The sequence below is a fragment of the Sphingobacterium nematocida genome (assembly GCF_900168125.1).
Lineage (GTDB): Bacteria > Bacteroidota > Bacteroidia > Sphingobacteriales > Sphingobacteriaceae > Sphingobacterium > Sphingobacterium nematocida.
The window spans coordinates 145018-157402 of sequence record NZ_FUZF01000003.1 but is presented as its reverse complement, the minus strand read 5'-3'; the positions used below and the strand labels follow the sequence as shown (position 1 = coordinate 157402).

The window sequence follows — 12385 nt, the reverse complement described above, 5'->3', positions numbered from 1 at the left end:
AACATGCGAGGGATGTAAAACGCCCAATGCGGATTATTCTTCAGCTATGAAATTAGATACAATTACTTACAATACGATATATAATACCTACAAAGAATCTGCTCTTCAACATCGTAGATTTAAGCACTCGGATATCGATTCGCTAGTGCAACAACACAAAGAGCAGGCGGTTCTGGAAGTAATATCTATTGGCAAATCCTTTGAAGGAAGAGCGATTTATGAACTAGAATATGGTGTAGGAAAGAAAGTCGTAATGCTCTGGTCACAGATGCACGGTGACGAACCCACTGCGACAATGGCCCTGTTTGACCTATTCAATTTTTTAGAGGGAAAGAACGACGGACAGGATGCGGTTCGCGACTTGCTAAAGACGAAATTGAATTTACACTTTATACCTATGCTAAATCCCGATGGGGCCGAGCGGTTTACGCGACGCACCGCTCAAAGTATAGATATGAATAGAGACGCCCGGGCAGGCCAGACTATTGAAGGAGCGTTGCTTAAAAGTAGGGCTAAGATACTAAAGCCGAGATATGGATTTAATCTACACGACCAGAACATTTATTATAATGTACCTGAAACCAGTAACCCTGTGCAGATATCCCTATTGGCTCCAGCCTATAATTACGAAAGGGAGATTAATGAGGTTCGTGGTGATGCGATGAAAATAATAGTTGGTATGAATCAACTGCTGCAAGAATATATACCCGATGCGGTTGCTAAATATGATGATGCACATACGCCGCGTGGCTTTGGCGATAATTTCCAATCTTGGGGAGCTAGTACAGTTTTAATTGAATCTGGAGGACGCAAAGGGGATCCTGAAAAGCAAGAGATACGACGATTAAATTTTGCCATCATCCTCAATGCATTGATACAGATTGCCGAAGGATCCTATGCACAATATCAGGTTGAAGATTATGAAAAGATTCCTTTTAATGCTTCTCAACTACATGATGTAGTGATTCGAAATATCAACATAAAGACAGATTCTACAGCATATACAACAGACCTTGCCATACGCAGAGGTGAGACTACAATAGGTCGGGATTATTTTGTGCGCGGACGTATCGAAGATATCGGTGATTTGCAAGAATCATTTGGTTATGATGAAGTCGATGCAAAGGGATTACAATTTATTCCTGCTAGAGTATCCAGTGTTTTGTTGGATAGTGCCTCTGTTCTTAGCCAAAAAGATGCTTTTGATCTATTGAAAAAAGGAATCATGGCTGTTCCGGTGAAGACAATTGGAAGTTCAAGGGAGAACAGTCTACATAGGTTACCGATTCATTTCTTTACGCAGAAGCAGTTTTTTTCTACCACAAGCTTGGATCTAGGAGGTACTGCCAATTTTTATATAGGCGATAAGACAGGGAAGCTTTCGTATGCTATATTTAACGGTTATATGATTGATCTGTCAAAAGATATAGAAAGTCAGTTATTTAAGAGTCGCGTACACTAACGTCCCATTTATTGATGTGTGGTAATCCGATTGTTATTATAGGTGCGGGTCCGGCGGGATTGATGGCCGCCCAACATCTGGCTGTTCTAGGATATGAAGTTCATGTATACGAGCAAAATAAGGCAGCGGCTAGGAAGTTTTTAGTCGCGGGCGACGGTGGTTTTAATCTAACGCACAGCGAGCCTATCGCTGATTTTGTCAATAAATATGATGCGCCTCTTATCAAAAGCATGGTGCGTACATTTGATAATCAATCTACGGTAGAGTGGCTTTCACAGATCGGAATACCTACTTATGTTGGAAGTTCTGGTAAGGTGTTTCCAGAAAGACAGATTAAACCTATTCAGGTGTTGCAAGCTTGGTTGGCACATCTCAAAAGCCTGAAAGTATCTATTTTCTATCAACATCGGTTTGTAGACTTTGACGAAGAATATGTTTATCTCTATCATAAAGGGGAGGTCATATCTAAAAAATATGAAAAGCTAATCTTGGGACTTGGTGGTGCTTCCTGGAAGAAAACCGGTTCGGACGCGTCATGGTTGCCGATCTTCGAACAGAAGGGGATTAAAGTAGAGCCCCTGCAAGCCGCTAATTCGGGGTATGATACCTCAGTGGACTGGAGCGAAATAGAAGGACAGGTGCTGAAAAATATACAGATCAGCTTTCATCACGAAAAAAAGCTTGGTGAGATTGTGTTTACAAAATATGGTGTAGAGGGGAGTCCGTTGTATTATATGAATAGGTTTATCCGAGGGCAAGTCTTTCCTATTGACCTGTTGATAGACCTCAAACCAAATATGCCTATCGACGCTGTCGTCGACAAACTTTCATGTGGCGGGAAGATAGGTGCATTATTAAAAGATAAGTTAAAGTTGTCAAAGACGGCAATCACGCTCCTTCGAAGATTGGAAAAGGAAATTTTTACAGATCCGGTAATGCTATCGAAGTTTATTAAAGAATACCCGATTCAGGTCACAGGATTAAGACCTATCGATGAGGTGATTTCGACCGCAGGGGGAGTTTCTTTTGAAGAACTTGATGAGAATCTTGCTCTGTATAGATTTCCTAAGATCTACTGCATAGGGGAGATGCTTGATTGGGAAGCGCCTACCGGTGGGTATCTCTTGCAGGGCTGTTTTAGTACTGGAGCATGGGTAGCAAAAGGTATCTCCCGCTCGAACAATGTAGAATAACATGAAATTGCAGATAACTATACTTTCGATGTTTGCTTAATGGCCTGCTTTTAATTCTTCAATACTTTCGAATTTTTTACCTCTATTGGTTTGCTTTTTTTCTGCCTTTAGGTAGAATAGCAAAGCTAGTATGGCACCCATAGAAGCCATGACGACGCCTATCAAGGAGGGGTAATTGTAGGAAAGACCAAAAGCTATAGGAATAGCGCCGAAATAAGCACCTAGAGAATTTCCTATATTAAAAGAAGCCTGTCCTCCTGCAGCAGCGAATGTTTCTGCCCCTTTCGCATTGTTGATCAACATCATCTGTAAAGGGGAGCCTATACTAAAGGCGATCATTCCAGTGATGAAAGCCATCGGGTAGGCTAACACTGTAATATGTGCGATAAAGAAGAGAATCAGTAGACAGCAGGCCATTGCAGAAAAACTTGCTATAGCAGCCTTGCTGGGAGATATGCGGTCTGCTAATTTACCTCCGACAATATTTCCAACAAACATACCGGCACCGATAAGTATCATAATGATGGATACTTGATCTGGAGATAACCCCGATACGGTCGTAACTAATTTTGAAATATAACTGATCCATGCAAAGAGTCCTCCTGTCCCGAGAGCGATTACCGCTACCATTAGCCATGCATCCCAACGCTTAAAGTAGCTTATCTGCTGAATGACATTGTTGTTCTTATTTGCCGGGATAATAGGCATCCAGAAGTAAATGGCCAGAAACGTAATTAGACCTAAAAGAGATATAACAGCATATGTGATCCTCCAAGAATAATGATGTCCAATATAGGTGCCCAGCGGTACACCAGCAAGATTGGCTAGTGTCATACCAGTAAACATCATCGAGATGGCTTGAGCCTCTTTGCCAGGCTTGGCAAGCTTTGCGGCAACGACGGAGCCTATTCCAAAAAATGCACCATGTGGCAGACCTGAGATAAATCGTGAAATAAAAAGACTCCAATGATTTGGTGCGATGGTAAATAAGGCGTTGAAGACAAAAAACAGTAACATCAGAAATAAAAGTACTTTTTTTGCTGGGTATTTGGAGGTTGCAGCCACCAATGTGGGAGCTCCAACTACTACGCCTAATGCATAGAGGCCTATTAAATTACTAGCGGTGGGAATATCGATGTTAATATCGGATGCGATATCGGGTAGGATACCCATCATGGTAAATTCAGTCATTCCGATGGCTAGACCGCCGAATGCTAATGCTACTAAACCTTTATTTATAGACATTTAAAATCTGTTTTGGGAAAGAAGCTATCTTGAATTACTTGTTCCGATTTAGGGAAAAGAGATTTAACTACATTTAAGATAGCCCCATTTTAAGGCTACAAAACTAAGGTTTTATATCTAATTGAAAAGTAAAAAAGATAAGCAATTGAGTTATAGCGTTCGATGCTGAATAAGCAGCATCGAACGCTATCCCCCCCCTTAAACCTCATTACTTGATGAACATGCCGACGAGGGAATCCAATACGGAACCTTTTTGATTAGCGTCTTTACCTTTGTTGAAAAAATCCCCCACTAAGTCACCTAGGCCCCCCGCTTCTGTCGGAGCTTGCTGTGTATCTTCTTTCGATCCACCAAGCACTGATCCCAAAATGCTGCCTAAGATTCCTCCTCCTGCTGAAGAGCTGGATTGACCACCCATCAAACCACCTAGTAAATCGCCTATACCTCCTCCCGAAGATTGTTCCTGTTTTTGTTTGCCCAGGTATCCCATGACCAAAGGAGCGAGAATTGCGAGGACGCTGCCTATTTTGTCGGTGGATATACCGGTCTTAGCTGAAAGATTGTCCTTTACCATTTCGGTATTTGTGCCAAACATATGATTCACGATTTTATTGTCATCATCAGAAGGACCTTGCCCGAGCAGGCCGCCTAGTTGACCCAGTATGCCTCCGCTGTGCTGGTCTAATGCTTTGTTAATTCCTTCTTCTTTGGAAGGGTCTTTTTTTGCATTATAGTTTAATGCTGCGATCATTAAAGGTACGGCAGCGGCGACGAGCCATTTTGCCTTACTTTCCTCAATATTCAATAAATTTGCGATTGAAGATATGGCTTTCGAGCCGATGCCTCCTGTGACTAAGTCTGTTATGTTCATGACTTGATAGTTTAATGTAATTATGATAATTTTAGAACAATCTATTAAAGCTAAATAAAAATACGAAATGCAAATCAAACTATGGATCCCTTTAGCTCTTGTCTGCAGTATTTCTTTTTCTAATTGTAGTAATAACACTGCAATGAAGGAATCAACGAATACGAAAGAGGAGGTGCCACAAATTAGTCTGACTAAAGAACAGGCTGCTCAGATTTTTTCACTGCCTATTCACTGTCTTGAGGTAGAGTATCCCAATAAGTTGGGACAGGTGTTGGGGTCAAGTGAAGATTTGAAGTCTCCAAAGCAATTACGTCCAATATTCTATGGTTGTTTTGACTGGCATTCCTCTGTACACGGCTATTGGTCTATTGTTGAACTCCTGCAGAAATATCCGGATCTGGATAAAGAAGGGAAAATCCGTTCTATTTTGAACCAACATATTACTCCAGAGAATGTAGCCGTAGAGCTTGCTTTTTTTAATGATAAGAATAATACCAGTTTTGAACGTACCTATGGCTGGGCCTGGTTGTTCAAACTTCAGGAAAGTTTATCGCAATGGAAGGATGATACCGATGCACAGCGGTGGAAATCAAATTTACAGCCTCTAGTGGATCTATTGGTGGTAAGGTATAAAGAATATCTGCCTAAATTGGTGTATCCCATCCGTGCTGGACAACATGATAATTCCGCTTTTGGCTTGTCACTATCATTGGATTATGCGCGTTCGGTAGGAGACAGGGCCTTTGAATCTTTACTGAAAGAACATGGTACTCGTCTTTTTGTAAAAGATGTCAATTGTAATCTAGGCTACGAACCGAGTGGTTATGACTTTTTATCACCTTGTCTGGAGGAAGCGTATTTGATGAGTAAGATCCTTGACGAAACATCATATAGCGATTGGCTGAAAAAATTTATGCCGGATCTGTTTGAAGTCAACTTTTCACTTTCACCAGCAGTGGTGAAGGATCGCACTGATGGCAAGTTGGTTCACTTAGATGGATTGAATTATAGCCGTGCTGCTTGCTTGTACGGGATTGCTAAGGCTATCCCTCAACTATCGCACCTAAAAAAAATAGCCAATGAGCATATTGCTTACTCATTGCCCAACCTATCGGCTCAAGATGATTATATGGGATCACATTGGCTCGGTACTTTTGCACTTTATGCGATAGCACACGCCCATTAACTTAAACATTTGTTAAATAAAACACGTTAATCCCGATCAGTTACGATTTTAAATCATAACTGATCGGGATTAATGTGTTTTCGACCAGTTTTACTGGTACCGATGAGATACTGGTAAAGCCGTCGTTCTTGGTCACAATATGAGATAAATCAATCCCTTTTTTAGAGAAAGCAGCTATGATTGCTGTTCGAAATGTGGCTCTTGATGAGCCCCAGCCTTGGTTTTGCACCGTCTCATTATTGAGCTGGATAAGCTCTTCTGTAGAATAGCTGGAGAATTTTTCCAATAAATGCTGATAGAATGAACGTGTTGTAGACATACAATTTAAAATTTAAGTGTTAAACCATAAATTGTATCCAGAAGTCTTTGGGAAAAATAAGCGTTTTTCATGACGTTTATTTTGGCTTTGAACCCGTATTATTTTACCACCGCGGTGACTACACTCGGTTGGTATTGCTTTTTGCAATTCTGAATACGCTACAAAACTAATAGACTTTTTTCATAAAAGCAAAAAAAACTGTTGTTTTCTGCTTTTGTTGTTACCTGTATATTTCTTCATAGGATATTAAGAGGTGCTTTAGGTATACTTATCTCTATTTTAATAGAGATTTTATAGAGTCATAATAGAGTCTTTGTAGAGGGTTCATAGAGGTAAATCTCTATAAACCCTCTGTTTCTTCTCAGTTAATCACCTAATTAGGTAGAACAAGATATACTTTTGTCTTAAATCTATACCTAAGGAAATGGGGATGTACATTGAAGGAGATAATAATGGCAGAGTTGCAATGGTTTTTCTTAGGTTATTCTGACATTCTGTCTTAAAATTGATTTTGGAACAGGCCTTGATATATATTGAGCAGTTATTAAAAAGTTAAATAGTAAAATACATATGCAAGAAAAGGGTAGTATCTCGATCCACACCGAGAATATTTTTCCGGTGATCAAAAAGTTTTTATATTCTGATAATGAAATCTTTCTAAGAGAACTAGTGTCTAACGCAGTCGACGCCTCTCAAAAAATCAAACGTCTGTCATCACTAGGGCAGTTCAATGGTGAAGTAGGCGAGTTGGTCGTTGACATTAAATTTGATGAAGCAGCTAAGACAATAACGATATCGGACAACGGTATTGGTATGACAGCGGAAGAGATCAAAAAATATATCAACCAGATTGCTTTCTCTGGTGCTACCGAGTTCATGGAGAAATTTAAAGAGGCCAACGACGCCAATGAAATCATTGGACGTTTTGGTTTAGGTTTCTATTCGGCATTTATGGTTGCAGATAAGGTAGAGATTGACTCTTTGTCTTATCAGGATGGTGCTGAGCCGGCACATTGGACATGCGATGGTAGTACTTCATACGAGATTTCGGAAGGTACACGTACGACACGTGGAACAGACATTACTTTACATATTAATGCGGATTCTGAGGAATTCCTAAATAAGTTTAAGTTACAGCAGATCTTGGATAAGTATGCCAAGTTTTTACCTGTACCTATTCGTTTCGGTACAAAAACAACATCCGAACCAGATGGTGAAGATGAAGAGGGTAAGCCTAAATACAAATCTGTCGAAGTTGATAACTTTATTAATAATACGAATCCAGCTTGGACTAAATCGCCTTCTGAATTAACAGATGAAGATTATCTTTCTTTTTATCGCGAATTGTACCCACAGTCGATGGATGAGCCTTTATTCTGGATTCATTTAAACGTCGATTACCCATTCAATTTGACGGGTATCCTTTATTTTCCGAAAATAAAGAACGAGTTAGAAATCCAACGTAACAAGATCAAACTTTACTCGCGTCAGGTATTTATTACCGATGAAGTTAAGGATATCGTCCCTGAGTTTTTAATGTTGTTGCATGGTGTTATCGACTCTCCAGATATTCCATTAAATGTATCACGTTCGTTCCTACAGGCTGATGGAAATGTGAAGAAGATTAACAACTATATCACGAAGAAGGTAGCGGATAAGCTGCAGGAAATATTCAAATCGGATCGTAAAGGATTTGAAGAGAAATGGACAGATATAGGTCTTTTCATCAAATATGGTATGTTAAGTGATGAAAAGTTTGCAGAGAAAGCCAATGATTTTTGTCTATTAAAAAATACATCCAATGAAAGTTACACCTTGAAAGAATATTATGAAAAGGTAAAAGATATTCAAGTGGATAAAGATGGTAATATCGTATATCTATATAGCTCGGATGTGGCACAACAAGATGGTTTCATCACTACGGCTGCTGCTAAAGGATATGATATCTTGGTTTTAGATGGTCCGTTAGATACGCATATTACTTCTTATTTAGAACAGAAAGGCGGAGAAAAAGTTCAACTGAAACGTGTTGATTCAGATGTCATCGATAAGTTAATTCAGAAAGACGAAAAGATCGAATTGGTATTGAACGAAGAGGAAAGTAAAAAAGCAACTGATGTGTTTCAAAAAGCAATCAATCGCCAAGATATGAATGTCCAGATAGAAGCGTTGAAAGCTGAAGAGCTTCCTGTATCGGTAACTCTAGACGAGTTTATGCGTCGGATGAAAGATATGGCGAAGACCGGTGGTGGAATGGGTTTTTATGGTAGTATTCCGGACAATTATAAAGTTAGTGTAAATGGTAATCATCCTTTGGTAAAACGTATCTTAGAAAGTGATGAGAAAGAAGGTGAAAAATTAGCTAAACAAGCTTTTGATTTAGCCTTATTATCGCGAGGATTACTGACTGGAGCTGATTTAACATCATTTGTGAAGCGAAGCGTAGAGATGATTTAAGCATTATAAAAAAATAATCACTTAATCCTCATTGTGTTATTATGCAATGAGGATTTTTTGTTAAAAATATTTGCACTATATGAATTAAAAACCTACTTTTGTATCACAAACACGGTAGGTATAGCTCAGTTGGTTAGAGCACTAGATTGTGGTTCTAGGGGTCGTCGGTTCGAGCCCGATTACTTACCCGCTTCTAAAGGCTTCTCAGTAATGAGAGGCTTTTTTTATGTCTTGATTTACAGGTTTTACCAAACAAATTACTGCGTGGTTTGTTAAATCTGCTAATTGTTTCTTGTCGTTGGTTTCTTAGATAAACCAGGTCTAAAGTGATGTTATTTTAATGGTTATCAGCTCGAGTTGTGGTACTATTGATACAACTTGTGGATACTGTATGTTCAGGTGTTACTTATTAGCAGTTTGCACAGAGTGTTTAAGGACGGTTTCAATTCAAATATGGACTTTTCGGAAAATTGGCGACATGCGCATACTTAGGCCCAAGGCTTATTAAAGCCTGTTTCCACAGCGCTTCCCCATCCGATAGAAATGTGAGTTCTGGTTCGAACGAATTGTGTACTGCCCAAGAGTTTTGTCGTATCTCTTCTGTCAATTGATCGGGGGACCAGCCGGAATAACCTAAGAAAAATTTTATTTCCTGTGGATATATCAGGCGATTATCGATTAATTCTAAAACCTGCTCCAGATCACCGCCCCAAAAGAGGTCTGCGCCTATTGCTGTGCCTCCACTTATCTTTTGTGGTACGCAATGCAGAAAAAATAAAGCATCATTTTGCACAGGGCCACCAATATAAACAGGAAATTCATCACTCGTTACATCGGCTATAATATCCGATAGTATTACATTGGAAAGGTGATTTAATACTAAGCCTACGGTTCCCTCTTGATTGTGTTCACATAATACCACGACAGAACGTTCGAAATTAGGATCCAGGATGAAAGGTTCTGAAATCAATAGACTTCCTTGTTTGGGGATATTTTGATTGAACATTGTGTGTCGTATTTATTGTACTATAAACTTAGAAAAAATTGTCTTTATTTACAATCGTACTTTACGGACTTCTTCTTATTGGAGCCAATTTTGAGTTGTAAGGATAAAATCTATAAAAAAGGTCGATATTGTAAGGTCCAGGATTGAAAAAGGGGGGAAAGATGACAATCTTTTGTATTGCATTTAGTAAGTTTGTGGGAGAAACAAAATATAACCTATGGCTATCGATCATAAAAATATTGCAGCGATTCGAGAAGATTATGTCAAGGACTCTCTTTCCGAAAGACAGGTTAGTGCTGAACCGCTGCAGCAATTTACGCAGTGGTTTGAACAGGCTATGCTTGCCAAAGTAATAGAGCCGAATGCAATGACATTATCCACAATCAGTGAAGAGGGATTTCCTTCGTCAAGAATTGTCTTGTTGAAAGATATTAAGGTAGATGGCTTGAGTTTTTTTACAAATTATGAGAGTCAGAAAGGATTAGATATGGCGCGCTGTGCAAAAGTCGGTCTTTTATTTTTCTGGCCTGAATTACAACGGCAAGTCCGGATAGAAGGTTTGGTAGAGCGTATATGTGAGGAGGATTCTGACGAATATTTTGCTTCGCGACCAAAAGGAAGCCGGATAGGAGCTTGGGCTTCTCCTCAAAGTCAAATTATCCCTGATCGGGATTTTTTGGAACAACGCGTAAACTTTTACGAACAACAATTTGCAAAATCTGAAAAGGTCGATCGGCCTCTTTTTTGGGGAGGTTATTTAGTCAAGCCGGTGCGGATGGAGTTTTGGCAAGGAAGAAGTTCTAGGTTGCATGATCGCATTGTTTATTTTTTAGAAGGGGATAACTGGGTTATTAATAGATTGGCACCATGATCCAACAAATCAAAACAGAAATAGACCAAGTATTTGGCCCAGATGTTGTCCAAATAACGTATACAGGGCTTCAAGATACACTAATCGTAAGAGTTGAAAAGCTACATGAAGTATGTCTTTGGTTGAGAGATCACCCAAAGTTGTATTTTGACTTTTTGGCTAATATAACCGCAATTGATTATTTTCCAGAGTCCAAGTTTGCCGTAGTTTACAATCTAAGCTCTATTCCATTCCAGCTGCAGTTAACATTGCGCGTAGAGGTGGAGCATGGTCGAAATGTAGAGGAACTACCAGAGATTCCTTCAGTGAGTTCTATTTGGCGTACCGCCGACTGGCACGAACGCGAGGCTTTTGATCTTATGGGGATTTATTTTTCAGGTCACCCGGATCTAAGACGTATTTTATTGCCGGATGATTGGGAGGGATTTCCATTACGTAAAGATTACGAAGATCCAGAAAGCTATCACGGTATTCCTATTAAGAATTAGATTACATGCATACAAAGTATAATCAAGGTTACGAAAGGTATTTGGAAAGAATACAGCAAATCGGTTCGACGGAGATGATTATTAATATGGGCCCCCAACACCCCTCTACTCATGGGGTATTGCGATTGGAACTTGTCACTGATGGAGAGCTTGTAAAAGATGTGATTCCACATTTGGGGTATTTGCACCGCTGTTTTGATAAGCATGCGGAATCAATGAATTATGGCAAAAGTATCCCGTTTACGGATCGATTGGATTATTTAGCATCGATGAATAATAGCCATGCATTTGTGATGGGGGTCGAACGTATGCTAGGTATTGACGATAAAATTCCCAAAAGGGTGGAATATATTCGTGTCCTTGTTTGTGAGTTGAATAGAATCGCATCTCACTTGATAGCAATCGGTACATATGGGATTGATATTGGGGCTTTCACACCCTTTATGTGGTGTTTCAGAGATAGAGAGCATATTATGAATATGCTCGAATGGGCTTCGGGGTCGAGGATGTTGTATAATTATATCTGGGTGGGGGGGCTGTTCTATGATCTGCCTGTAGGTTTTGAACAGCGCTGTAAAGAATTTGTTGATTACTTTAAACCCAAATTGGTGGAGTTGGACGAGCTGTTGTCAACCAATCAAATCTTTATCTCACGTACGGCTAATATAGGCGTGCTGCCAGCTGATGTGGCTATTAATTACGGGTGTTCGGGACCTATGTTGCGTGCTAGTGGAATAAAATGGGATCTTAGACGTGTGGATGCTTATTCAGTGTATCCGGAGTTGGATTTTGATATTCCCGTAGGTAAGGGAAGTATGGGTAGTGTAGGGGATTCATGGGACAGGTATAAAGTGCGTGTGGATGAAATCTATCAATCTGTTAAGATTATTGAGCAGTGTCTTGCACGATTGATGTCAGACTTTGCGCGTTTGCCTGAGTTTGATCCACGAGCTATGGTACCCAAGAAAGCAACAATGAAAGCACAAAGCTATTATGTTCGTGCCGAAAACCCGAAAGGTGAACTTGGGTTCTATTTTGAAACCAAGGAGAAAACAGATGTTCCTTTGCGTTTAAAGGCTAGAGGGCCCAGTTTTAATAATCTTTCTGTTTTGCCAGAGCTCGGTAAAGGGGTTCTGATTACCGATCTGATTGCTATTCTTGGTTCTATCGATATTGTGTTGGGAGAGGTTGATAGATAACGAAAGAAAATGCATGAAAATGCAAAAAATATTTGGAGTTTAAACATAAGTCCTTATATTTGTGTTCTCATAATTTAAGTTTATAATT

11 protein-coding genes, 1 tRNA gene and 1 riboswitch are annotated in these 12385 nt (G+C 39.7%); of the genes, 8 read left to right on the top strand and 4 right to left on the bottom strand.

The features are described from left to right. The first annotated feature begins 46 nt into the window (after positions 1 to 46). Positions 47 to 1462 (top strand): M14 family zinc carboxypeptidase, encoded by a 1416-nt coding sequence (locus B5X76_RS05120; RefSeq protein WP_245800947.1) that lies wholly within the window; start codon positions 47 to 49, stop codon positions 1460 to 1462. Between the two features lie 14 nt (positions 1463 to 1476). Next, positions 1477 to 2655 carry a BaiN/RdsA family NAD(P)/FAD-dependent oxidoreductase gene (locus tag B5X76_RS05115; protein ID WP_079641863.1) on the top strand — a complete coding sequence of 393 codons (1179 nt, stop codon included), beginning with the start codon at positions 1477 to 1479 and terminating at the stop codon, positions 2653 to 2655. A gap of 36 nt (positions 2656 to 2691) precedes the next feature. Here B5X76_RS05115 and B5X76_RS05110 read toward each other — a convergent pair whose 3' ends face one another. Then, entirely contained in the window at positions 2692 to 3900 is a 1209-nt protein-coding gene (locus tag B5X76_RS05110) for an MFS transporter (RefSeq protein WP_217699622.1), read from the bottom strand. Positions 3901 to 4108: 208 nt separating this feature from the next. Then, positions 4109 to 4771: a DUF937 domain-containing protein gene (locus B5X76_RS05105; RefSeq protein ID WP_079641861.1), complete on the bottom strand. Its 663-nt coding sequence runs from the start codon at positions 4769 to 4771 to the stop codon at positions 4109 to 4111. A gap of 67 nt (positions 4772 to 4838) precedes the next feature. On the opposite strand from B5X76_RS05105, the gene B5X76_RS05100 reads away from it, so the two are divergent. Beyond that, on the top strand, positions 4839 to 5957 hold the full coding sequence (locus B5X76_RS05100) for a DUF2891 domain-containing protein (RefSeq protein ID WP_079641859.1): 1119 nt from the start codon (positions 4839 to 4841) through the stop codon (positions 5955 to 5957). Between the two features lie 40 nt (positions 5958 to 5997). On the opposite strand, the gene B5X76_RS05095 is transcribed toward B5X76_RS05100, so the two are convergent. Continuing rightward, on the bottom strand, positions 5998 to 6276 hold the full coding sequence (locus B5X76_RS05095; protein WP_079641857.1) for a hypothetical protein: 279 nt from the start codon (positions 6274 to 6276) through the stop codon (positions 5998 to 6000). Between the two features lie 67 nt (positions 6277 to 6343). After that, positions 6344 to 6438: riboswitch (SAM-I-IV-variant riboswitch) on the bottom strand. A gap of 408 nt (positions 6439 to 6846) precedes the next feature. On the opposite strand from B5X76_RS05095, the gene htpG reads away from it, so the two are divergent. Further along, positions 6847 to 8733 carry a molecular chaperone HtpG gene (gene htpG / locus B5X76_RS05090; RefSeq protein ID WP_079641855.1) on the top strand — a complete coding sequence of 629 codons (1887 nt, stop codon included), beginning with the start codon at positions 6847 to 6849 and terminating at the stop codon, positions 8731 to 8733. A 114-nt stretch (positions 8734 to 8847) separates the two neighbouring features. After that, a tRNA-His gene (locus B5X76_RS05085) sits at positions 8848 to 8921 on the top strand. Positions 8922 to 9175: 254 nt separating this feature from the next. Here B5X76_RS05085 and B5X76_RS05080 read toward each other — a convergent pair. After that, positions 9176 to 9739, bottom strand: coding sequence for a YqgE/AlgH family protein (locus tag B5X76_RS05080; RefSeq protein ID WP_079641853.1), 564 nt, complete (start codon positions 9737 to 9739; stop codon positions 9176 to 9178). Positions 9740 to 9956: 217 nt separating this feature from the next. Between B5X76_RS05080 and pdxH the strand changes: the two genes are divergently transcribed. Genes pdxH through B5X76_RS05065 form a run of 3 tightly spaced genes read left to right on the top strand, consistent with a single transcriptional unit; the run spans position 9957 to position 12297 of the window. Beyond that, entirely contained in the window at positions 9957 to 10610 is a 654-nt protein-coding gene (gene pdxH, locus B5X76_RS05075; RefSeq protein ID WP_079641851.1) for a pyridoxamine 5'-phosphate oxidase, read from the top strand. Next, on the top strand, positions 10607 to 11098 hold the full coding sequence (locus tag B5X76_RS05070; protein WP_079641849.1) for an NADH-quinone oxidoreductase subunit C: 492 nt from the start codon (positions 10607 to 10609) through the stop codon (positions 11096 to 11098). Before pdxH ends, B5X76_RS05070 begins: the two co-directional genes overlap by 4 nt. Before the next feature lie 5 nt (positions 11099 to 11103). Next, positions 11104 to 12297, top strand: a complete 1194-nt coding sequence (locus B5X76_RS05065; protein WP_079641847.1) for an NADH-quinone oxidoreductase subunit D — start codon at positions 11104 to 11106, stop codon at positions 12295 to 12297. The last annotated feature ends 88 nt before the right edge of the window (positions 12298 to 12385 follow it).

What these genes read in the sequence shown, in the direction of transcription:
- B5X76_RS05120 (WP_245800947.1), top strand. Translation starts at nt 47, where the DNA reads ATGAAATTAGATACAATTACTTACAATACGATATATAATACCTACAAA.
- B5X76_RS05115 (WP_079641863.1), top strand. Translation starts at nt 1,477, where the DNA reads ATGTGTGGTAATCCGATTGTTATTATAGGTGCGGGTCCGGCGGGATTG.
- B5X76_RS05110 (WP_217699622.1), bottom strand. Translation starts at nt 3,900, where the DNA reads ATGTCTATAAATAAAGGTTTAGTAGCATTAGCATTCGGCGGTCTAGCC.
- B5X76_RS05105 (WP_079641861.1), bottom strand. Translation starts at nt 4,771, where the DNA reads ATGAACATAACAGACTTAGTCACAGGAGGCATCGGCTCGAAAGCCATA.
- B5X76_RS05100 (WP_079641859.1), top strand. Translation starts at nt 4,839, where the DNA reads ATGCAAATCAAACTATGGATCCCTTTAGCTCTTGTCTGCAGTATTTCT.
- B5X76_RS05095 (WP_079641857.1), bottom strand. Translation starts at nt 6,276, where the DNA reads ATGTCTACAACACGTTCATTCTATCAGCATTTATTGGAAAAATTCTCC.
- htpG (WP_079641855.1), top strand. Translation starts at nt 6,847, where the DNA reads ATGCAAGAAAAGGGTAGTATCTCGATCCACACCGAGAATATTTTTCCG.
- B5X76_RS05080 (WP_079641853.1), bottom strand. Translation starts at nt 9,739, where the DNA reads ATGTTCAATCAAAATATCCCCAAACAAGGAAGTCTATTGATTTCAGAA.
- pdxH (WP_079641851.1), top strand. Translation starts at nt 9,957, where the DNA reads ATGGCTATCGATCATAAAAATATTGCAGCGATTCGAGAAGATTATGTC.
- B5X76_RS05070 (WP_079641849.1), top strand. Translation starts at nt 10,607, where the DNA reads ATGATCCAACAAATCAAAACAGAAATAGACCAAGTATTTGGCCCAGAT.
- B5X76_RS05065 (WP_079641847.1), top strand. Translation starts at nt 11,104, where the DNA reads ATGCATACAAAGTATAATCAAGGTTACGAAAGGTATTTGGAAAGAATA.